The organism is Erwinia mallotivora (genome assembly GCF_000590885.1).
Classification (GTDB): Bacteria; Pseudomonadota; Gammaproteobacteria; order Enterobacterales; family Enterobacteriaceae; genus Erwinia; species Erwinia mallotivora.
Genome location: NZ_JFHN01000020.1, coordinates 24,869 through 46,294 on the forward strand (window position 1 = coordinate 24,869; position 21,426 = coordinate 46,294).

The 21,426-nt window shown below is 51.5% G+C and carries 18 protein-coding genes and 1 pseudogene; 4 read left to right on the plus strand and 15 right to left on the minus strand.

The annotated features are described in order from the left end of the window. Positions 1-37 precede the first annotated feature (37 nt). The 3 genes from BG55_RS02475 to BG55_RS02485 are packed head-to-tail and all read right to left on the minus strand — an operon-like array spanning position 38 to position 6,824. Complete coding sequence (locus tag BG55_RS02475) at positions 38-2,431, minus strand: virulence factor SrfC family protein (protein ID WP_034934022.1); 2,394 nt, start codon at positions 2,429-2,431, stop codon at positions 38-40. After that, complete coding sequence (locus BG55_RS02480) at positions 2,428-5,409, minus strand: virulence factor SrfB (RefSeq protein ID WP_034934116.1); 2,982 nt, start codon at positions 5,407-5,409, stop codon at positions 2,428-2,430. Before BG55_RS02480 ends, BG55_RS02475 begins: the two co-directional genes overlap by 4 nt. Before the next feature lie 2 nt (positions 5,410-5,411). Next, positions 5,412-6,824 (minus strand): SrfA family protein, encoded by a 1,413-nt coding sequence (locus tag BG55_RS02485; protein ID WP_034934024.1) that lies wholly within the window; start codon positions 6,822-6,824, stop codon positions 5,412-5,414. A gap of 410 nt (positions 6,825-7,234) precedes the next feature. On the opposite strand from BG55_RS02485, the gene BG55_RS02490 reads away from it, so the two are divergent. The 4 genes from BG55_RS02490 to BG55_RS02505 all read left to right on the plus strand — a co-directional run bounded on the left by BG55_RS02490 (position 7,235) and on the right by BG55_RS02505 (position 11,103). Continuing rightward, on the plus strand, positions 7,235-8,581 hold the full coding sequence (locus tag BG55_RS02490; RefSeq protein WP_052018655.1) for a methyl-accepting chemotaxis protein: 1,347 nt from the start codon (positions 7,235-7,237) through the stop codon (positions 8,579-8,581). A gap of 106 nt (positions 8,582-8,687) precedes the next feature. Beyond that, positions 8,688-9,704 carry an NADPH-dependent aldehyde reductase Ahr gene (gene ahr / locus BG55_RS02495; RefSeq protein WP_034934026.1) on the plus strand — a complete coding sequence of 339 codons (1,017 nt, stop codon included), beginning with the start codon at positions 8,688-8,690 and terminating at the stop codon, positions 9,702-9,704. A 242-nt stretch (positions 9,705-9,946) separates the two neighbouring features. Beyond that, positions 9,947-10,552 (plus strand): hypothetical protein, encoded by a 606-nt coding sequence (locus BG55_RS02500; protein ID WP_034934028.1) that lies wholly within the window; start codon positions 9,947-9,949, stop codon positions 10,550-10,552. Between the two features lie 71 nt (positions 10,553-10,623). After that, the gene (locus tag BG55_RS02505; RefSeq protein WP_152542592.1) at positions 10,624-11,103 is read left to right on the plus strand and encodes a hypothetical protein; all 480 of its coding nucleotides are present in this window, start codon (positions 10,624-10,626) and stop codon (positions 11,101-11,103) included. An 821-nt stretch (positions 11,104-11,924) separates the two neighbouring features. Here BG55_RS02505 and BG55_RS02510 read toward each other — a convergent pair. The 12 genes and pseudogenes from BG55_RS02510 to BG55_RS02560 all read right to left on the minus strand — a co-directional run bounded on the left by BG55_RS02510 (position 11,925) and on the right by BG55_RS02560 (position 21,416). Continuing rightward, positions 11,925-12,281 (minus strand): hypothetical protein, encoded by a 357-nt coding sequence (locus BG55_RS02510; protein WP_034934032.1) that lies wholly within the window; start codon positions 12,279-12,281, stop codon positions 11,925-11,927. A 68-nt stretch (positions 12,282-12,349) separates the two neighbouring features. Beyond that, on the minus strand, positions 12,350-12,964 hold the full coding sequence (locus tag BG55_RS02515) for a peptidoglycan recognition protein family protein (RefSeq protein ID WP_052018656.1): 615 nt from the start codon (positions 12,962-12,964) through the stop codon (positions 12,350-12,352). 27 nt (positions 12,965-12,991) lie between these two features. Beyond that, the gene (locus tag BG55_RS02520; RefSeq protein WP_034934036.1) at positions 12,992-13,474 is read right to left on the minus strand and encodes an Hcp family type VI secretion system effector; all 483 of its coding nucleotides are present in this window, start codon (positions 13,472-13,474) and stop codon (positions 12,992-12,994) included. Between the two features lie 26 nt (positions 13,475-13,500). Further along, a pseudogene (locus BG55_RS23125) lies at positions 13,501-13,650 on the minus strand (helix-turn-helix domain-containing protein); the annotation flags it as partial. Between the two features lie 215 nt (positions 13,651-13,865). Beyond that, positions 13,866-14,564, minus strand: a complete 699-nt coding sequence (gene araD / locus BG55_RS02525) for an L-ribulose-5-phosphate 4-epimerase (RefSeq protein WP_034934037.1) — start codon at positions 14,562-14,564, stop codon at positions 13,866-13,868. Continuing rightward, positions 14,561-15,421 (minus strand): L-ribulose-5-phosphate 3-epimerase, encoded by an 861-nt coding sequence (locus tag BG55_RS02530; protein ID WP_034934039.1) that lies wholly within the window; start codon positions 15,419-15,421, stop codon positions 14,561-14,563. Before BG55_RS02530 ends, araD begins: the two co-directional genes overlap by 4 nt. Then, positions 15,418-16,074: a 3-keto-L-gulonate-6-phosphate decarboxylase UlaD gene (ulaD, locus tag BG55_RS02535; RefSeq protein ID WP_034934041.1), complete on the minus strand. Its 657-nt coding sequence runs from the start codon at positions 16,072-16,074 to the stop codon at positions 15,418-15,420. Before ulaD ends, BG55_RS02530 begins: the two co-directional genes overlap by 4 nt. Further along, positions 16,071-17,552, minus strand: coding sequence for an FGGY-family carbohydrate kinase (locus BG55_RS02540; RefSeq protein ID WP_034934043.1), 1,482 nt, complete (start codon positions 17,550-17,552; stop codon positions 16,071-16,073). The genes ulaD and BG55_RS02540 overlap by 4 nt, the downstream gene beginning before the upstream one ends. Beyond that, positions 17,549-18,844 carry an MFS transporter gene (locus BG55_RS02545; protein ID WP_034934045.1) on the minus strand — a complete coding sequence of 432 codons (1,296 nt, stop codon included), beginning with the start codon at positions 18,842-18,844 and terminating at the stop codon, positions 17,549-17,551. The genes BG55_RS02540 and BG55_RS02545 overlap by 4 nt, the downstream gene beginning before the upstream one ends. Positions 18,845-18,856: 12 nt before the next feature. Further along, a complete protein-coding gene (locus BG55_RS02550; RefSeq protein WP_034934048.1) occupies positions 18,857-19,327 on the minus strand; it encodes a NanQ anomerase/TabA/YiaL family protein in 471 nt (156 codons plus the stop codon). Between the two features lie 14 nt (positions 19,328-19,341). Continuing rightward, complete coding sequence (gene yiaK / locus BG55_RS02555; protein ID WP_034934050.1) at positions 19,342-20,340, minus strand: 3-dehydro-L-gulonate 2-dehydrogenase; 999 nt, start codon at positions 20,338-20,340, stop codon at positions 19,342-19,344. A gap of 245 nt (positions 20,341-20,585) precedes the next feature. Further along, positions 20,586-21,416: an SMP-30/gluconolactonase/LRE family protein gene (locus BG55_RS02560; protein ID WP_034934052.1), complete on the minus strand. Its 831-nt coding sequence runs from the start codon at positions 21,414-21,416 to the stop codon at positions 20,586-20,588. Positions 21,417-21,426: the final 10 nt, after the last annotated feature.

Below are 21,426 nucleotides of genomic sequence, written 5' to 3' on the forward strand. Positions count from 1 at the left end.
GAGAGCCGTAACGCTGAAGGGCGTTACGGCCCTGGCATCAGCGTCCGATCTGTTTCAGCAATGCGGCCAGCTGTTCACGATGGTCGCTGTCGATTTCACCGGCAGCAGAATACCCGGCATTAAGTAAAATCATCTCATTCAGCGCGACCAGCCAGTCAAAAATATAACAGGCTGCATGGTTATTGGGCTTCAGAGAGAGTCGGGTCAGGCGCTGGCCCGGCCCCAGGCTGGCGCTCTGGGTTTCCGGTCGGGCAAACACCGGCTGCCCCCGGTTGATTTTACTCTCAGGACGCTGATCCTCCCGCAGATGCTGGAAGCCGAGCCAGGCGATAAAATCACCCAGTACGCTCAGCGCGCGGGTCACCTGGCGGTCGGCGATCATCTCTGCTGGCGTTCCGGGGGCCTCCTGATCGGTCAGCATGGTGACCAGCGCGGCTTCAATATTGAGACGAATGCTTGCGGTGATCAGTTCTTCGGTCAGCAGCTCCAGCGTGGGTTTGTTGACGCCAAGCAGGGTCAGCAGAGAAGACTGGTCGGGCAGCTGACGTAACATATTGATCCACAGCTGGTAAACCTGGCGGGGGAACTCCGCCGGAGGCGACTCTTCCGGGCTGTCATCGCCAGTAATAATCAGTCCGGGGATCGGGTCATTGCTGAGCAGGTCGATGCTGATACCAATGCCAAAAGGATCGTCTGCGGTCAGAGGATGTTCGCCGCTCTGCGGGCGTGAAACCGGCTGCTGGCGTTGCAGAAAAAGCTGCCTCAGCGTCTCTCTGCCCGGTAGCAGACGCTCCAGCAGTTCGCCGTGAACGCCGGTTCGGGTCTGTAAGGCTTTAAGCAGCGCCGTCGCCGTACGCATGCGAAATTGGGGTTCTTCTTTGCCGGAGGCCTGATACCAGCGGCCCAGCAAATTATCGGCCAGTTCACGACGAATTTCGCTTCCCTGCTGTTGCAGACGTTCCAGCCTGACTTCGCGGCGGACTTCATTAGTCAGCCAGCCCGCCATCCGCTTCACGCCCTTGTCGTCCGTTGCCAGCATCGAACCCCAGGCATCGCCGGGATTGCCAACGTAGCGCTGAACCGCAGCGTCATGATTCTGGCCGTGGGTGATACGCTGATCGAAAGGGGTTAACGCCCAAATCAGTCCGGGTTTACGTTCACTGCGCGGCTGACTGTTTGCTCCCTGATTTTTTTTCACCCAGTGGTCGAGCATGCGGCCAACCAGCGGGGTGTCGGCGCGCTGGCCGGACGCGCTGCACACCATCAATAAATCCACATCATGATGGTCGGCGGCGCGCGCCAGCAGGAAAGGGCGTTTGGCGCTCAGGAAGCTCAGCGCCAGCTGGTGTTGAGCGTCATCCGGCACCACGGCAGGTTGTTCAAAACCGGGAAAATCCAGCAAATCCACCTGCTCAAACAGGCTCTCTTTCGGCGAGCTGTAAAGAGGTAGCAGCACTTCGCGGCTGAGCAGCGTCAGTTCTGCCAGCGCCAGATTCACCGGTTTCAGGCTGCGATTATTATGTTGCGGGAGAACCTGAATAACCCGGTCGGCCGCCGCATTAAAGTAGCGCAGGCTGTTACTGTTCAGCACGCTGAGTGCGCTGTCATCCACCACCGACAGCGGGGCCAGCACCGCCGAAGCAGCAGAAATATGATGCAGCACATGTGCCAGTTGCCGATAGAGACTGCTCAGCTGGCGATCGTCTCCCCACAGCAATGAAAACAGTCGGGCGCGGTCGTCCACACCCAGCAGCGATGCCATCTCAATCGCCTGCGGCCAGAAATGGCTTTCAAGTGCTGTATTGTCGCAAATTTGCGCGGTGGTCATACTGTCCCACAGCGCCACCACATCATCCTCGTTGAGGCCGCCGGTTGGCTGAGACTGACGGTACATGGCGAGGGTTTTCAGTCGTTCGGTAATCTGCGGCTCGTCGCTCTGCAACGTCTGCTTAGGGTCACGGCGGGCGTAAACCGCGGCGATAATCGCCACCAGTTCACTCTCTTTCAGCAAGGTCAGCCTGACCGGCCATTCATTATCAACGCGCGTCTGTTGACCGCTGATACGCAGCACCATGCTACCGGTGTGTTGCTGAGGGTTGAGCTGGCGGAAATCCAGCGTGGCGTTGCCAAGGGCAATCTCCATCCGGCCTTTATCACTGGCGGCCAGCGCGGAGATCAGGTACGACTTTCCCGCCTGTGACAGTCCAAAAAATCCTATCGCACACTCTTTTGCCGCCGCACTCGCCAGATTGCCCGCGTGGTTACGCTGACGCATCAGACGTATACGCAGACGGTCGGCCTCCATCTCCAGACGGGGGGCGCTGTGGCGTGCGCTCTCCAGCCAGTCGATCGCCCCGCCAATACTTTTTGCCAGCGTATCCAGTTTTTTGCCGAACTGGCCTGATAACTGCTTAGGCGTCAACGCTTTCATTTCTTGTATACGCTCCCACTGTCAATCCAGTAATGGGTTAATCCTGATCCACCGCTGGCTAACGTATTCAGCCTGAGCCGCAGGTGTTGTAAAGGAACCAGCGTACCATCATCAAGGCTGGCCTCGGCAATTTCAAATCGTTCCGCACCGCTGGCGGCGGTGCTGACTATTGCCAGCCTGATTTTCAGCACCTTATCGCCTGCCACGCGGCGTGCCAGCTGCGGATCGGCAATCGACAGGCTGTAGAGTGGTGAGGCAGGCCAGCGGTCGTTATCCAGTTGTCTGAATCCCAGCGTCAGCGCTCCCCGAACCTGGAACCGCTGGCGGGAATCCAGGCTGAACTGGTTGTCGTCAAGATCGATATCGCTGTACCAGACGTTCTCACTGCTGAGCGAGCCGTTACCGTCGAGCATCCCCAGATAGCGGATAGTGGAATAGGGTTGGAAATCACCGGCTTTAAACCAGAAGTTGGCCAGTCGCAGATCCAGCGACAGAAGACAGAGCATAGCGCCGACGGCCGCAGTGGATTTCGGATTTTCAATACGGCCCTGCTTATTAAAAGGATACCAGTCATTGGTGTGATAACCGTCCAGCGATAAAATCCGACTGACCGGCAACGGTTGTAAATGGCGGAACAACGCCTGGATACCGGGAAAGCGTGAAGGGCGACCGGTCAGTAACAGCACGTCACAGTCATAGACGGCGACCACCTCGGACATGGAGCGCAGACTTTGCGTAATGTTCATCTGTGGTGAGAGAAAAGCGCTGTGCAGCTTGCTCAGGCTGACGATCAACGGCACGCGCAGAATATCAAAGGATTCAGCGTCATTCGGCAGCTCCCGCTGGATCTCGCGGTTGAGATAATCAAGCAGCTTCGGCGTCGGTGCCTGCGGCAGTAGTTCAGCAAACAGCGCTTCAACTTCGGCATTCAGATCCAGCGGGTCAAAGCGCTCATAGGCTTCAAGAATAGCCTGCCCCAGTGGAATAAAGAGTTGCAGTGTCGCCTGCTGACGCAGGGTGGACTGACCGCCGAGGCGACCCTCAGCGCCGAACAGCCGGGTCATTACCGCTTCCGCATTGCCCGCGCCCGCCTGCTTAAGGGCAGCCTGCAACGCCGGCAACACATACAGCTGGATAACATCGAGCAGAATGTCGTCACCGGCCAGTTTGAAGCCTTCACGAAACAGCAGCCGGGGCATGATTTTTACGTTGTTGCCCTGACCATCGTCCAGCCGGTACTGGGTAATGGCCAGATCGGTGGTGCCGCCGCCAATATCGATTGAGGCAATACGCAGCGTTTTCCCCGCCGGTTCATCTGCGGCGCGCGGGCGATCGGGACGCGCCATACTGCTGAAGAAGGCTTCTGCGCGTCCGCCAAAATTAACCTGCGTTTCATTGTACAAATAGACCATCTGGCCACAGGTCGCTTCATCCCACTCCATCTGCACGTCTGGGACGGGCATCAGGCTTTTGGCTTTGTCCTGGTCGCTGGTGAAATCATCATCAGCCGGGTGCCAGCCCATCGCTTTCCACACCAGTGCAATGGCTTCCTGCATCCGTCGCCGGAAAATCTCCCGTTCAGGTTTTGGCATCGCCGACGGCAAGATCAGAATAATGTTACGCAGCTGGCGCGGGGCGCTGCTGTGCAGCATCTTTTGCCGTTGAGCGGGGCTGTTCATCTGCATCAGCGCCTGGGCCAGCAGTTCCGAGAGCATAAAGCTCATCACCGCGCTGCGACTGTAGTGGGCAGAAAAAACCGGCAGCCTCTCTTCCAGCGGCTGGTTATACAGCGGCTGGCCTTCATCATCGACCAGGTTGGTCAGCGGCATGGCGGTGGCAATGGGTTCATCAGCTGCATTACCGGGCGTCCGGCTGAAGCGCCAGCCGGGGGTGAAGCTCTCTTCATCCCACAGATAGCGGCGCGGACTGGAGATCCCGGTAGCGCCTTCGGTTCCCAGACGTTGCAGCGCCAGCTGGCTGGCTTCGCGACCTACACGGGTGATGGAAGGCCAGATAAAGGCATCGTCACGACCACTTTCCACTGAAAAGTTTTGTTTGCCAAAGCTTGCCTGGGCAAACTCAACCCGGCTTTCAAACAGTTCGTTATAGACGAGGTGGGGAGCACTCAGGTTACGCAGGTGCAGCTCATAGGTGTGCCTGAGACCATGATGATCATCGACATGGTCTTCAACCATAATGCCGCAGGTGTGCGAATTACCGACATCAAGAATCAAATCAACCGGAATGGCCGGGGAGGAAGGGTTAGCGGCGCTGATTTTCAGCTCGGGCAGCGACAGCTGATGCCCCAGCATATGCAGAATGTTCAGATAGTGAGCCTGATATTCAAATTCGCGAAGAGCGGTACGAATATTGACCTGAGGACGCTGTTCAATCTCCGACGCCTGCTGACTGAAGACTTCACGCAGCCAGCCATCAACCCACGTATGGTCGAGAAATTCACCCAGCTCGTCACTGTGGTGAGCCAGCGCAAAGCTGACGCCGGATTGGGCATCGCTGCTGTTCAGCGCCAGTGACTCATCTTCACCTTCCGGCCAGACGCGGGTTTCGAATGCCAGGCAGACGCGGTGACTGTGACCGTTGGCATCAGGTTTATCCAGCGCAACGACCTGCACCCTGGCCCAGTTATCCGGTCCGCCGATAAAAGTACGCGGCGGATTAAAACGAAAGAAGGGCAGCGGTAACCAGATACCGTTCAGCAGGGTCAGCGACTGTTCCAGAGAAAAGCTGGATTCAGGCTTAACCACTTCAGGAGTGCCACCGGTGGCAACCGGCAGCATGTATTTACCACTCAGGGCGTTAAAATTCAGACGCAGCAGCGGGCCATTGGCGGTTTTACGGACAAACTTCCCCGGCAGGTCGGCATCCAGCTGCGGCGTCAGGGCAAAGTCCAGAAACTGAATACCACTGTTCTGAACAAGCGTCATATTCGGTTTAATATCAGCGATTGTCGCCAGCATCATCATTTACTCTCGCGCTTCATCGTCATCGGTAATACCGTACCAGCGTCATACTGGCCGCTACATTCGGCTGCGCCGTTGGCCCCTTGTTTACAGGTCAGATCGGGCATCTGATAACGCGATCCATCGCTGCATTTCGCTTTGGTGCGACTGTTAATGACCAGATTGCCTGACTTCATCAGCCCGGCATAAACGTCAACTTTGCAGATTATGCCGTCACCCTGAGTCATCCTGGCGATACCTTTGCCGTTCTTCAGCTGATAGCGCAGGCTGGGTGGCTTACCGGTCAGTGGATTTTTACCGCCAACCACCACCCGCCAGTTACCGTTCAGGAAACGGGTGGATCCCAGTTTCACTGCGTCACCGGGTAATATCAGATCATCTTTTGCCGGTGCAGCAGCAGCGGTTTCCTCACCCGCACTGGCGGCCGGTTGTACCGGCTGTGGCGCTGTATTGTCAGGGCTCTGCTGTGCAGTGGCTGCCACACTGGCAGGGGTGACCGGTAACGCGATGTGCTTCGTGGTGTCAGGCACTGCCGGTTGGGCTGGCTGACTGGCGACGACGGCCGGTGCTGTCGGGGCTGCCAGCGTTTGAGGCTGCGCCGATGTTTTATCAGCGTGCGCCTGAGACGGTGAGCTGACCTCAGCCGGGGCAGAGAAATACCCCTTCAGCTGGACGCCAAAGGCAATCAATAGTGCGGCGGCCGGTAACATCCAGCCATAGCGAAGCAGCGGACGGGATGTTGCTGGCATCACGACTTTTTGTACAACCGGAGCGGTTTCTGGTGCCGGCATCGCCTGCTCAGCTTCAGGCTGGGGTTGCGTCTCCTCCACCACGGTCACCGTAACAGGTTCGGGGAGCGGCGGCGCCACAGCAGGCGGAGGCGGGACCGCAACGGCCAGTTTAGAGAGGCTCAACGGTGGATGGTCTTCTTCCACTTTACGCAGACAATCCAGCGAGTCCTGGCGGGATTTTTTATCCAGGCTGACGAAGCCCCAGAAGGTTAAAACCGGCTTGCCGTCCACCAGATAAACAAAGTTCTGGTCCGGAAACTGCAAGGCTTTTGCCAGCAGGGCTCCAAATAACTTCTGATTACTTTTTTCCGACTGCTGTGCCCGCTGACACATCTCTGCCACCACCTGCTGGCAGGCGACCAGCTGATTGAGGGCATGGTTGCGGGCACTGTCGCTGGCCGCAGCCCAGGAAGTAACTTTACCGCCAATGGGCGCATACCAGTCCAGGCGGTTTCCGGCGTCATCAGGTTGAGGGATAGCAAGGCAGTCAGCAATATGTTGCTGTTTCCTCAGGCGCAGTGTCTCGCGCAATTGCAGGGCCGACAGGTAAATAGGCTGCCCGTTTTCTCCAAGGGGCAGAACCGCATCCAGACTTCCGCTGCGTAAAAATAATTTAGCCACGCAAAAAGGACCTTTTGTCAGATGTCAGGGGTGCTTAAAACGATCTGAAGCGAATTTATTTATACTGTAGTCCAGTGGACTTAAATCAAATGACGAAATAAGGGGCTAAACTGGTGATTGCTTTCGCAATCGGATGACAAAAAATCTCCTGTAATATCAACAGAAGGCGGCTGACAGCTACCCGCCCGCCTGCTTCAGCTCTGATTACTCTGAACGGATTAACGCCGGATTGCCTGAAATAACTTAATCTTATGAAATAAAAGTTTTTTTCACCCTCATTACGCAGCAGATTACTGGCTGCAAAGGGCGGTATCCCGTGGTTTTAGTGAAAAAATAATCATAATTTTTTCTCCATGCCTGCCGATAATCTGCATCGTGCGAACATAAAAACATAACAGTAAGGTTACGATATGCGCATTTTCAATCGGTCAGGTTTCTTCAAGAGATTTTTCAGATCCAACACACTCTGTCGTACCACACAGAGTTCTATTCACAGTGCCATGGCAATAATGGAACTGACGCCTGAGGGCGTCGTGCTCAATGCCAATGCCCTTTTTTTGCAAAAAATGGGTTATCAGCTGGATGAGATTGTCGGGCAGCATCATCGTATCTTCTGTCCGGAGCAGGTGCTTGCCTCGCCCGAATATACCCGATTCTGGCAGCGTCTGGCCCGTGGTGAAAGTTTCAGTGATAAATTTTTACGTCTGACCAAAGAAGGTAAAAAAATCTGGTTTGAAGCGAATTATGTCCCGATACGCAATCACAATGGCAAAGTCATTAAGATCGTTGGACTGGCTTCTGATATCACCGCGCGCACGCTTGCCGCACAGCAACAGAAAGGGATGACCAATGCCATTGACCGTTCCATGGCGGTGATAGCATTTAATCTCAATGGCGAAGTATTACGTGTTAATGATAATTTTCTGAAAACCACCGGCTACCGGATTGAAGAAGTGCTGGGAAAACATCATCGTATGTTTTGTTCGCCGGAAGTTTACAACAGCACTGAGTATCATCAGTTCTGGCAAAAGCTGCGGCACGGAGACTTTGTTTCCGGTCAGTTTGAGCGTGTTGACAGCAGGGGCAACACCATCTGGCTGCGGGCAACCTACAATCCGGTCTTTGATGAGAACGGCCAGCTGTATGAAGTGGTGAAATTTGCCACCGATGTGACCACCCAGGTGGTTAAGAACCGGCAGGAGCGCGAGGCGGCAGAACATGCCTATAAAGCCGCGCTTGAGACCAGCCAGAATACCCGGGTGGGTGTGGGCGTGATAGGGAACAGCGTCAGCAAGATGAATGAAATCGCCGTTGAGCTGCGTAATGTCTCTGCCGGAATTAATGACCTCAGTTCACAATCGGCGCAGATTGGTCAGATAGTTGAAACGATTAAAAGGATCGCTAATCAGACGAATTTGCTGGCGTTAAACGCTGCGGTAGAAGCGGCACGCGCCGGTACGCATGGCCGCAGCTTTGCGGTTGTGGCTAATGAAGTAAGAAGTCTGGCGGCGAATATCAATACGGCCTCGCAGGAGATCTCTGAAGTGGTTGAGCATAACCAGCAACTGGCTGCGCTGGCACAGAAAAATATCTCTGCCAATCTTTCACGTGCAGATCAGGGCGTGTCGCTGGTTCGGGAAGCTGGAAGTGTGATCATGGATATTCAGAATAACTCCGCGCAGGTGGTGGAGGCTATTGGTCATGTGACTGAGCATCTGGTGGCTGAGAATATTATTCCGACCAGGACACTCGCTTAATTACACTTTGCAACATTTCAACCGATCGATGCCTCGTCAGGTTAACAGGGGGAAGAGGGGAGTTTGCTACACTCTTTCAGGACTGTTAAACAGAATGAGGTAAAGGATGAAAATTAAAAGCTACGCCGCTATGCAACCAGGTCAGGCTCTGGAACTGTATGAATATGAAGCCGCAGAGCTGGCAGCAGAAGAAGTTGAGGTTGAAGTTGAGTATTGCGGCGTCTGCCATTCTGACCTGTCGATGATTGATAACGAGTGGGGAATTTCTCAGTATCCCACCATTGCCGGACATGAGGTGATTGGTCGCGTTGCTTCACTGGGTTCAGCGGCGCAAAACAAAGGGCTGTCAGTAGGCCAACGCGTGGGTATCGGCTGGATGGCAAAAAGCTGCCAACACTGTGATCCCTGCATCAACGGTGAACAGGTCAACTGTGAAAACGGCGCTATTCCCACCATTCTTAACCATGGCGGTTTCGCGCAGAAACTGCGTGCCGACTGGCAATGGGTGATCCCACTCCCGGAAAAACTGGATGCTGCGACGGCCGGTCCGCTGCTGTGTGGCGGCATTACGGTATTTAAACCCCTGCTGATGAGTAACATTACCGCGACCAGCCGTGTTGGCGTTATTGGCATCGGCGGCCTTGGTCATATTGCGATAAAAGTATTGCGCGCAATGGGTGCTGAGGTCGTGGCATTCAGCTCCACGCCTGATAAAAAGCAATCCATTCTTGATATGGGCGCTGATGAAGTCGTCAACAGCCGCGACCCGGAAGCATTGAAAAAGCTGGCAGGGCGCTTTGATTTGATCCTGAGCACCGTCGCCGTTGATCTTGACTGGAAACCTTATTTCGACGCACTGGCGCCGAAGGGCAAGTTTCACACCGTCGGTGCAGTCATGAAGCCATTCCAGGTGTCCGCCTTTGACCTGATTATGGGTGACAAAGCCGTCACGGGGTCATCAACCGGCTCGCCGGGGCAACTGCGCACACTGCTGAAACTGGCATCTCGCGCAGATATTGCACCCCGGGTGGAATATTTCCCGATGTCCCGCATCAATGATGCTCTGGAGCATGTCCGTGCGGGTAAAGCTAATTACCGTGTGGTTCTGAAAGCGGACTTCTGAATATCATTCAGGGTTAATATTTGAAATAGTGATCATGTCCGGCGGTTAATGCCGGGCATATCATAGGCTATGTTTTAAGCAAAACGGAAATATCATCCATCCTGAAAAATCTTATTAACGCATCGTTTATAATCATTTATCACTATTTTCCTCGTTTAATTAAGAGACATAAAGTTGTTTTTTGAAAGATTGAAAAAAACACGCTGATATACTCTCAATATATTTCTAATTTTGAGGTATCTATGGGTATCAGCATCAAAGATCGTTGCGCAGTAATTTTCGCTGCCATTACAGGTGGTAATATTTCTGCTAAAACAGCATCAAATTTAATAAATGAAATTAAAAATGTAAAAAACGTCCCGGAGAGTATTGTTAAGGCACTGAATAAAAAAAACGCAAAACACCCTGAGTTACATTTAAATGTTGAACAGGCTATCGCTTATGTAGGTAAAGCAAAGGCAGAGTTGGGTAATGGTATCAGAACTCAGGAGTTATTATTAGAAAAGCAGGCTCATATAAAGGAGAATCATTTTGAAAATGTTGGGAAACTGGCAAATGAGTTAAGTCGTTTAAATAATAACTGGATTGTTAAAGCGAAAACCGGCATTGAGTTGCAAGAAAAATATAAAATCAATTTCGCAACAAATGGAAAAATATACGATAAAATAAGAGGCCTGGAATATAAACTGGAAAAAGAAAAAATAAATTTACTCACAATTTCAGGTAAAAAAAATAAATATACCTCAGAACTAAGTGAAAGATGCGGTGATAAAAAGTTAGTCGAAAATATGGTCAGAGAAAAATTCGTAAATAGTGAAGAAACGAGTAAAAAAAAATTTCGGATTTAGAAAATAAAATTTCAAGAGGATATGGTCTTATTCTTGAAAATAAAAAAAACATAGCCAGGGTGATTATTGATGTGACCAGAAGGTATAAAAATGAATTACCAAAAGAGAGTCAGCGCAGCCTGGAAAAATATGATTTAATGGTAAGTGATTATCAATCATCTTTCGGCATAATTGAAAAAATAGAAAAAAACATAAAAATTCTTGCAGAAAATAAAAAGAGTGTCGAGGATTACGCTGAAAAATTAGAGCATCTTAAGGATATGATGGTCACTGCTGAATTGATTAAAGAAAATAACCTGCTGTTAAAGAACACTAAAGATCAGCAAGACAGAATGGCTGATTCCGTGACTCAGACAATACTTGAAAATAAAAAAATATCAGCAGTAAAAGATGCCGTGATCTCAGGCAGTGCTTCTTTAAATAGCCCCAAAAATGCATCACAAATTGATACTATCCACTTACCGGATGTTCCTGACGACAAGCCAGAGATAAACAATCAGATAAACAAAAACACTTTCATCAGAGCGAAGAGGGTCGTTGTTGCGGGTTGAGGTGCAAGATGCACTGGAGCATGTCCATATGGATAAAGCAAGTTACCCTGTGATCCTGAAAGCACACTTCTGAGCTAGCTTTTAAGCTGGCTAAAAAGAATGAGCTGGAATTTGGAGGCTGATACGGCATCAGTAGTGATGTTCTGGTCAGCGATGGGCCGTTTACCTTTTCAGGTACGCGGCCTTAAAACCCGTAAAACAGAGAACTGATTTCAATCATCTACGTTTCATCACTTCAGAAAGCGCTTTCAGATGCCATCAGAGAACAGCGGAATGAACCGCGAATAAGTCATCGTTTTCACGTAGCGCCACCATGGTGCGCATAATGTATATTATGTTAAATTAACTATGATGATAAATAACTTCATATTCCAGCATCGATTCCCAGCAAATCAACATGTTCCTCCCTCTGTTATTGGGATCAGCTATTGGGATCAGCGGCCCGGCCCTTCAGGGAATCTATAACAGAGCTGAAACCCACAAAAATGAATTTGTAGGTCATTTCTGTATCCAGGGTCAGCCGCGACGAATTCATCAGACGCAAGATCTCTTTCTGTAAGGAAGCTAATCCCCTGTCCTGACTATGTCCATTTTTGTACTCTTTCACGGAATCATAGTGACAATCTTCAGCGCCAAATGCTGCCAACTCGATGCCAGACTAACTGTCGGTTTACACACTTTTTTCAGATAGCATCTGGACTGCATTAATCCAACATGCCAGGTCACTTTAAATAAGGAAGCGGTCTGGTAGACCTTTCTTCGCTTTAATATGATCAGTGAACCAGCCAGTTACTGACTGGCTTTACTCTTAGCTGGTCGTTTTAACATTCACCTTCATCACCCAGACCATAAGTACACTCCGTTGGGTCAAACCAGCGATAATCCCGCTGATACAGGTGTATTGTTTCACCATTATCCAGCAAAAGACTGGCTGTTCCACTGGAATACAAACTCCATTCTGCACTAGTGCCATCATTCCAGATTAACTTACCTGTAGAAAAGCAGGGAGTATAACGGTCTTCGTTAACCACGAACCCCTCAACAGGCTGGGCTTTGTTGAAAAAATCCAGTATCTGTTTACGCGTGGGTTGGAATTTTTTACATTCCTTTTTTATATTTTCATCTTTCAATGACCATGAAACTGTCTGGCCCTTGTCAATATCAGTCAGTGTTTTCACTTTGCCCTTCTGGCTACATGCAGCTGTTAAAAAAACGAGTAATAGCGGCAATAAATATTTTTTTATATTTACCATGTTGCAGTACTCGCTTCCGTTAGATTTTTCCTTCCAACATCAGGATGACGATAAACTTCATTAAGAGAGACTCTAAGTGTTTCTGATAATTCTTTCACCAACCATTTTAATGACTCATTTTGTCTGTCATTAACAGGTTCATATATATCCTCATTGTTTATTCTTCTTGCCTTACCAACAATCTCTATTCCAATGGAATCGGCATTATAAGGATATCTGTCTGGAAAACTCTTACTGGCTTTATAGCGGTGTACTGTTTTTGATCTTTCCCTGATATTTTTAATCTTATCCATACCTGTTACTTTTTTTAACTCCTGTGGGCTACATATTTTTTTCATTAAACAACGCGATTGCAAAAACCCCACATAGTTAGTTATTTTTTGTAATGAAGCAGTCTGATAAATCTTGCCATCTTTAGCTATCAGGAAGTGAGCACCATTAGCCCCACTATTCTGATAACTGTTAAAAATACTGTTGGCTGTTGTACTGTCTGTCTGATGTACAACAATCCCGTTTACTTTATCCAGCTTACCACGCTCTATTGAACTGAATCTCTTAACAATAATACGTTCAGCATCGACTAAACCATTTTTATCGATAAATAACATAGTTATATTCCTTTATATCACTGGTACTTAAATAGTTGTATTGGATTTAATGTCATATCCCATGGAAACCGTACCTGCTGTACTTCCCTGTGCATTCTGTAAGACATAGTCAATTACTACTCTGGAGAACGCCAGTCTTACCGCCTCGCGTGGTGCGCGCATTGTGTTATAATAAACAGGATGTACGGCGGTGATAATAATTTTCTGAAGGGTAATGCGCAGATACTCCAGCGGTGAACCGCCAGCTTTTCTGACCGTCAAAATGACTTCAGGAATATGTTTCCCGGTCAGGCAATACTGAAGAAGACTGGGACTGGATTTATCGATATAGTGCTCAAAATTGAGGTCCTCAACAGTACATTTCCCCGCACCTCCACCTCTACCAGAATGCATATTTGATGTCTGGCTAACAGACCAGTCCCAGTTAAGTACCTCAATCTCTCCTTTAAAGGTTGAATCCTGAGATTCACCTTCGATACCATCAATTTTTATAAAAATATCCTGAGCCATAACTCGTCCTTGTATGAACAGAATGTTTACTGCTTTTCTCTGCCTCGTATGAGCGTCCGGTAAACTGTCGGTCGCGACACTGAAAACAGTTCTTCCAGAACACTGATAGAATGTTACCCTCTGCTCTGCATACGACACAGTTCCTGCTGTTGCTTCTCTGATAAGTTACCAGGTTTCATGAATTGTTCAAGAAGACAATCAGATACCCTCCCCCTAAACTTGATGGGTCTGGCTATGCGATTGCGGAGGAAAATACAACGGCAGTTACTCTGCGGATTATTCTTCTAATCCGCAGAGTAATATCGAAGAGTGGTAATAATTAAATACCTGTTACTTCCGATGTTCCACAAAACAAAGTGCTAATGTTTTATGCCCGGTTTGAAAATGACACTCATTGTCCGTAATAAGCATTTTTACCGTGTTTCCTCAGAAAGTGTTTATCCAGTAATTGTTTTTGCATGCTGTCAATTGCCGGCTTCAACTGACGAGAGAAAATCCCCATGTAGGCCACCTCTTCCAGCACCACGGCATTGTGTACGGCAGCAGATGCATCTTTCCCCCAGGCAAAAGGTCCGTGGGCATTAATTAACACGCCGGGAATATCCGTGGGGCTGATACCTCGTGACTGGAATGTCTCAATAATAACCTGCCCGGTATTGTGTTCGTAATCATTCACAATTTCCTGTTCAGTCATTAAACGCGTACAGGGGATGGTGCCGTAGAAATAGTCTGCATGCGTGGTTCCCAGCGCTGGCAGATCCTGCCCCGCCTGGGACCAGATGGTGGCATGACGGGAATGGGTATGAACAATGCCGCCAATATCATTAAAAGCACGGTAAAGCGCCAGATGGGTTGCCGTATCAGATGATGGCTTTTTCTTACCCTCAATAACGCGGCCACTCTCCAAATCAAGCACCACGATATCCTCCACCGTCATGTTGTCGTACTCAACGCCGGATGGCTTGATGGCGACCTGATTGCTGTCGCGGTCGATAGCACTGACGTTACCCCAGGTAAAGGTGACGAGTTGATGGCGAGGTAAGGCTAAATTCGCTTCAAGCACCTGTTGTTTCAGCATCTGTAAACTCATTGTAATCCCCCTTCCTGCATTTTTTGTTCAATCCAGCGCCGTGCCTGCACGATTTCTGCCACCGGTTCCTCTGCTTTCTCTGTCCACATCTCAATAAGAAATGAGCCGCGGTAGTTAAGCTGCTTTAAGGTGCGGAAAACGCTGACAAAATCGACACAGCCCTCTCCAAAAGGAACATCACGAAACTGGCCTGGTGAACTGGCGGTCACCGGCTGGGTGTCTTTAAGGTGAATCGCAGCGATGCGATCAATTCCCAGAGTGAGTTCAGCCGTGACATCATTACCCCACGCGCTGAGGTTGCCGACGTCGGGATAAACAGAAAACCAGGGTGATGCCTGCTGTTTTTCCCACTTTTTCCATTTGCTGATGGCGTTGATAAATTCAGTGTCCATAATTTCCACCGCCAGCATGACCTGAGCAGCAGCGGCGCGCTCTACCGCGCGTGACAAACCCTCTGCAAAGCGAGCCTCGGTGCCTTCATCATGGGGTTCGTAGTAGACGTCATATCCCGCCAGCTGGATGGTGCGGATCCCGACATCTCTGGCAAGCTGAATGGCGCGTTCCATCAGTTCATCTGCCCGCTGGCGCGTTGCTGCATCCCGGCTGCCAAAGGGAAAACGCCGATGCCCGGACAGGCATAAAGACGGGATGCTGACGCCGGTTTCAATCATGGCGTTGACCAGTGAAAGGCGCTGCTCCTTACTCCAGTCCAGCCTTGCCAGTCTTTCATCAGTCTCATCAATCGACATCTCGACAAAGTTGAAGCCACATGCTTTAGCCAGTGCCAGTCGCTCAGGCCAGGTAAGATGTGCAGGTAGTGCTTTTTCGTAGATCCCCAGTGGATGCTGTCGTCTCATTGCTTTCCCCAGATATTGGCAATTGCCTGATGAAACTGATTTGCAGTGGCTAAGCCACTGGTGCTGTCACTCAGCGCCCGCCCGGCAATGAATGCCTTTACATCGATATTGCGAAACAGCGGTAATTCTTCGGGGGTGATGCCGCCGGTGACAGAGAGTGCAAACCCCATATCCGACAACGTCTGCATAGCGTCAAGATCGTGCTGGCTCCATTGCTGGCCGCCAGCCTGCGCATCACGGCCTCGGTGATAAATCGCCTGCGTCAGACCAAGGTTGCGCCACTGGCGCGCATCCTCTGTTGTCCAGTGACCAAACAACTCAATCTGAATGTCGCCCTGATAGCGCCCCGCCACCTCCAGCGCGGTGGCAAAAGTAGCCAGCGGCGCAGCACAGATAACCGTCATCCAGTTGGCCCCTGCTTTGAACGCCATTTCCGCCAGCGTCGCGCCGGCGTCAGCAACTTTGAAGTCGGCCACCAGGGTTTTGTTCGGATGCTGGCTGCGGAGGCGGGATATCGCTTCAATACCCGCGCTGAAGCATAAAATCGTACCCGCTTCGATGATGTCGACATCGTGATGAAGCAACTCTGCCGTGCGCAGCGCAGCATCCAGGTCGGTGTGGTCCAGCGCCAGCTGGAGTAAAGGAAGACTCATAAATAAACTCCTTGTACCGCTTTCAGTGCATCGACCAACTTCTGATAGCTTTGGTATTTTTTCTGATAGCGTTCATGCCGGTTCAAATCAGGCTGCCAGGTGACAATCTGTGGATTAAGCGCCTGCTGCGCCCGTTGTAATGAGGCATATACCCCCGTGCCGGTGAGCGCGACCAGAGCCGCGCCAAGGCATCCGCTTTCAGCAATCTGCGGTACTTCTACGGGCAGACCGCTCGCATCAGCAAACATTTGCATCCAGGGCGCGGAACGTGTGGGACCACCACTGAGTCGCAGTGCCGTGGCGTGTGGAAAACGCTGTCGAATGCGATTGAGATGAGTAAGATGCGAGAACACCACCCCTTCGTAGATGGCCTGAACCAGGTGACCGCGCGTGTGGCCAGCCTGCATCCCCAGAAAAGTTCCATGCACTTCTGCACCGGCATTGCAGCCGTACAAAAAAGGCATGAAAAACAGTGAACTACTGGCTGCGGGCAACTCAGCAACCCAGTTATTCAACTGCTGATAGTCATTAATCCCCCACTGCTGGCAAAACCACTCCAGATTAGCTGCCGACGTTGGGCTGGCATCATGAATGATGAACTGATTGTCGATAGCGTAGCGGCCATAGACATAGGGGTAGTCCGTCTCGTTACTGATGCAGTCGGTTATGCCACTGGTCACCGACCAGGTGCCCATCACGGCGTTAAGCCGGGTATCGTCATGAAGTCCCGCACAGATTGCCGTGGAAACCACATCAAACAGGCCACCTACAACAGGGATGCCCGCGGGTAATCCACACAGTTGCGTCGCCTGTTCAGTAACATAACCGGCGATTTCGGTTGGGCCGATGATGGGAGGCAGTGAGGAGACGATTTCCCCGATATCCAGCGTATCCGCCAGTGCAGCGGACCAGCCGCCGCTCTGCATGCTGTACAGGTTGGATTCAGAAATGTTTGTTTCTTCGCAAGCCAGTTTGCCCGTCAGGCAGAACCGCAGATAATCATGCGCCATCAGCACACTGCCGATGGCGGCATAGCGCTCGGGTTCATGCTCTTTGATCCAACGCAGCAACGATACCGGATGTCCGGTCCACAGGGTCTGGCGCGTTTCAGGGTACAACTGCTGCGGTATCCCTTCTCTTTGCCATTGCTGCACAATCGTCAGCGCCCGGCGATCGGATGAAAGGATGCCATTACCCAACGGCTGATGTTGTTTGTCCAGTAAGAACAGGCCCTTACCCTGAGCAGAAATCCCTACCCCTGCAACCTCAGAGGCATTCAGTTTGCTTTGTTGCAGCACATCGCGTATCACAACCGCAGCCTGCTGCCACAACAGCGACATATCGCGCTCGGCACGACCAGGTTCAGGCACCAGCACCGGCAGGTTCTGCCGTGCTACCGCCAGTTCGCGCCCCTGCGCGTCATAGAGTCCGGCTTTGATAAAGGTTCCGCCGCAATCCAGCCCTAACCAGCTTTTCATGCCGCCTCCCGTTCAGGCGAATCACAGTGCCTGGGCAGCGTCAACGCCAGCACAGAAGCCATGGCCAGCGAGATGGCCAGACTGTAAATCCCCACATCTTTGCTGTATTCCGCGATCAATATCCCCACCATATACGGCCCGCAGAATCCCCCCAGGTTACCCAGTGCATTTATCAGACCGCGTGCGCCACCCGCGACTTCGGCATGAAAGAGGCGCGGGGGAATACTCCAGAACACACCCGCAGCAGACTGGATAAACACGCCACACCCCACAAGGGCGGCATAGGACCACCAGATATGTGCCTTCAGGACCACTGACATCGCCATACAGATGGCGAATCCAGCGAGTGGCAGCGCAACGAAGATTCTGCGACGGCCGCTGGCGTCGGAAAGTATTGAGAACAGGAACATGCCCAAAATGGCACCGACGTAAGGCAAAATGGCCAGTATTCCCACCTTCTCTGCATTGCCGTTGGTCAGCCCTTTCAGAATGGTCGGCAGCCACAGGGTGTAGCCATATATCCCGGTCTGATAGAAGAAATTGACGAGGATCAGTCGCCACATGACGGGCTCACGCATCACCCGGCTCAACGAGGCTTTGCGCATATTCTTACCCTTGATCATCAACTGTTCGTCATGAAGGGTTTTGATCAGATACTGCTTCTCAGCCGCAGAAATCCAGCTGGCTTCCTCAGGACGATTGCTGATGGTAAAAACCCAGAGAAGCATGACAAAAACCGATAACACGCCCTCAACGAAGAACAGCATGCGCCAGTCCCAGTTGGTAATTATCCAACCCGATAACGGTGCCGTAATGATGCCGGCAATGGGGACAAACATGATCACAATGGCATTGGCACGTCCCCGCTCTTTATCCGGGAACCAGTTGCCTATCATGGTCAGCACCACGGGCAGCATCCCACCTTCTGCAACACCCAGTGCAAAGCGCAGCACCAGTAAGTGATACTGACTGGTGGCAAGGCCGGTCAGGATCGAAATCACCGCCCACGCCACCAGTGACCAGCCGATAAAACGCTTGCCGTTTCCGTGTACCGCCAGTTTCCCCCCCGGAACCTGTAGAAACAGGTAGCCGATAAAGAAGATGCCGCCGGCAAGTCCAGCCATAGACGCACTGATACCCAGTTCGGCGTCCATGCCGCCCGGCATAGCAAAGGCAATATTGACGCGGTCCATGTATGAGATGATGCAGGTAATCAGAACAGGCGGAATGATATACAGCCACCGTAATGCAGGTACGTCTGCATGAGCGGGCGCAGTTGAAGTCAGACTCATGTTATTTACCTTTTAGTTCACCAGGTCAGCAGTCGGGATCTTCACCACAACTTTACGAATCGCCGCCGGCAAATCCGGCGCGCAGTTAGGCCGATGAATATCCTGGGGGAAGAACACGGCAAAGCTGCCTGGCACCATACGGATCCAGGTTTCATCAGGGACCTGCTGATAAAAAATGATGTCGCGATTTTCGTCATAAGGCTGGTGAACAGCCGCATTTACCGGCTGGCTCGCCACCCCAATCAACTCAGAACCGGCGACCAGGTATTGCACATCGATATGGTGGCGATGTGCTTCGGGATAGTTTTCCTGCACCGGCGCAGTCTGAAGATCCAGAACCTGTACCAGCCAGCCGGTTTCGCTGTCTTTATACCGCCCTGCTTCCATGCCCTTCAGATCCTGACTGGCCAGCCAGGCAATGGCCCGTGCAACAGCCGACGGATAGTGGATGGCTTCTGTATTATCAATGTGCCCGCAGATCATAACGTTATCCTCTGTTACAGTGCCTGAATGTGCGTCCACACCCTTTCATCTACCGGAATACCCAGCCGTTCGTTCTCAGCACGCAGCTTCGGAAAACGCTCCCCCGGCAGACGGACTGCCTGCTGATTCTCGGCACGCTCGGCACCCGTTACAGAAGCGCGGATCCGCTGTAACTTTTGGTCACGCGTTTCGCCGTCAATCAGGCGATCAACGTCAATGGCCATAAATACCTGTGAGATACCAAACTCATCACCGTTGTCTTCAGTGACCTCAGTTACCGACGCGCCGTTTGAGAGCAGGGTTGCGAGCATGTCAAGCACGATCGACAGCGCGGACCCTTTCCAGTAACCCATGGGCAAAATGCGGCGGTTTTTTTCGATAGTTCCGGGATCGCGCGTGTATGAACCGTCATCATCAAAACCACCATCAACCGGTAAGGTTTTTCCTGCGAGCCGGTTCACTTCCAGCATCCCGTAAGAAAACATCGACATTGACATATCAACCATGGTGATTGGCTCACCCGGCACGGCCACAATCAGCGGGTTGGTGCCGATAGTGCAGTTTTTTGCTCCCCATGCCGGCATCACTGCAATTGAGTTTGTCCAGCAAATGCCAACATAGCCCTTTTCAGCGGCCTGCCAGCCATAACTGCCGCCCCGCATCCAGTGGTTAGCATTGCGTAATGCCACCAGGCCAATGCCATGAGCGCTGGCCAGCTCCATAGCCCGGTTCATCATGCTGTGCGCGGTGATATTGCCGATGGCACGCCCGGCATCCCACTGTTCAATAGCACCCAGTGACAGCACTTTTTCCGCTGAAGCATCAGGGAGGATGTGTCCGGCATCCAGCTGTTGGATGAAACGGCCGAAACGGTTGACGCCATGTGAATACACGCCGTTCAGACTGGTTTCGGTAAACATCGCGGCACAGGCGGTGGCCTTATCCTCTGACACATTTCGACTTAACAGGACGCGAAGGAATTCCTGGTATAACTGCTGATGACTGATTCTCATGACGGCTGCATCCTTCTCATTACCCCACCTGAATTTCATATGTTGGAATGTGATTTCAAATAAATACTATGAGGAAAGCAGTAGCGAGTCAAAGAAATGCGACTTTATTATTTCGTTTAAAATCAGGTAGTTATTTTTTTAGTTGACTTTTGTGATCGTACGCAGATTGGTCAGAATTGAGGCATGGCAAAGCCGGGGAAGGCCATCCTGCCCCGGTTTTCAATGCGCGTTATTACCGTGCCGGATTAGTGAAGATGCACCCGGTACAGCGAGGTGGTGGCGGTGATATACAGCTCGCTGCCATCAGGGCCGCCTAAAGTGCAATTGGATACCCGCTCTGGCAGTGCAATTTTGCCGTGCTTCCGGCCGCCGCTGTCAAAAATGATCACCCCATCAGCACAGCTGCAATAGATATTGCCACGACCATCCACACAAAATCCGTCAGGAAAACCCGGCGAGACCTCGACCAAAAAACGCCCTGCTGACAGCTGATGACCATCAACGTTATAGACGCGTAACTCCCTGCGTCCTGAAACGGGAAAATCCACCACTGACATATCGGCCACATACAGCAGGCTTTCATCCGGCGAGAACGCTAATCCATTGGGGCGTTGCAGGTCGCTGGCGGCGATGGCAAGCTGCCCGCTATCGGGATCAAAGCAGTAAAGATAACAACCTATCACCTGGCTATGCGCAGCATACCCCTCTTCATCATTGATGATTCCGTAGGGTGGATCGGTAAACCAAATGGTGCCGTCAGAGTGCACAACCACATCATTTGGGGAGTTAAAGCGCTTGCCTTCCACCCTGTCCACCAACAGTGTCACGCTGCCATCATGTTCAGAGCGACTGATGCCGCGTCGGCCATGCTCACAACTGATTACACGGCCTTCACCATCGCGGGCATTGCCATTAGCGTAGTTCGAATTGGCCCGCCAGAGGCTTAACTCACCGTTACGCTGCCAGCGGAACATACGGTTGCCTTTTACATCACTGAACACCACCGCATCCTGTTCGGGTAACCAGACCGGCCCTTCAGCCCAGATAGCGGGAGAACAAAGTTTTTCAACTTCCATCACGACTGCC

Bases quoted from the DNA above. Each gene is read 5' to 3' on its own strand.
- BG55_RS02475 (WP_034934022.1), bottom strand. From the start codon at position 2,431: ATGAAAGCGTTGACGCCTAAGCAGTTATCAGGCCAGTTCGGCAAAAAA.
- BG55_RS02480 (WP_034934116.1), bottom strand. From the start codon at position 5,409: ATGCTGGCGACAATCGCTGATATTAAACCGAATATGACGCTTGTTCAG.
- BG55_RS02490 (WP_052018655.1), top strand. From the start codon at position 7,235: ATGCGCATTTTCAATCGGTCAGGTTTCTTCAAGAGATTTTTCAGATCC.
- ahr (WP_034934026.1), top strand. From the start codon at position 8,688: ATGAAAATTAAAAGCTACGCCGCTATGCAACCAGGTCAGGCTCTGGAA.
- BG55_RS02500 (WP_034934028.1), top strand. From the start codon at position 9,947: ATGGGTATCAGCATCAAAGATCGTTGCGCAGTAATTTTCGCTGCCATT.
- BG55_RS02515 (WP_052018656.1), bottom strand. From the start codon at position 12,964: ATGTTATTTATCGATAAAAATGGTTTAGTCGATGCTGAACGTATTATT.
- BG55_RS02520 (WP_034934036.1), bottom strand. From the start codon at position 13,474: ATGGCTCAGGATATTTTTATAAAAATTGATGGTATCGAAGGTGAATCT.
- araD (WP_034934037.1), bottom strand. From the start codon at position 14,564: ATGAGTTTACAGATGCTGAAACAACAGGTGCTTGAAGCGAATTTAGCC.
- BG55_RS02530 (WP_034934039.1), bottom strand. From the start codon at position 15,421: ATGAGACGACAGCATCCACTGGGGATCTACGAAAAAGCACTACCTGCA.
- ulaD (WP_034934041.1), bottom strand. From the start codon at position 16,074: ATGAGTCTTCCTTTACTCCAGCTGGCGCTGGACCACACCGACCTGGAT.
- BG55_RS02540 (WP_034934043.1), bottom strand. From the start codon at position 17,552: ATGAAAAGCTGGTTAGGGCTGGATTGCGGCGGAACCTTTATCAAAGCC.
- BG55_RS02545 (WP_034934045.1), bottom strand. From the start codon at position 18,844: ATGAGTCTGACTTCAACTGCGCCCGCTCATGCAGACGTACCTGCATTA.
- BG55_RS02550 (WP_034934048.1), bottom strand. From the start codon at position 19,327: ATGATCTGCGGGCACATTGATAATACAGAAGCCATCCACTATCCGTCG.
- yiaK (WP_034934050.1), bottom strand. From the start codon at position 20,340: ATGAGAATCAGTCATCAGCAGTTATACCAGGAATTCCTTCGCGTCCTG.
- BG55_RS02560 (WP_034934052.1), bottom strand. From the start codon at position 21,416: ATGGAAGTTGAAAAACTTTGTTCTCCCGCTATCTGGGCTGAAGGGCCG.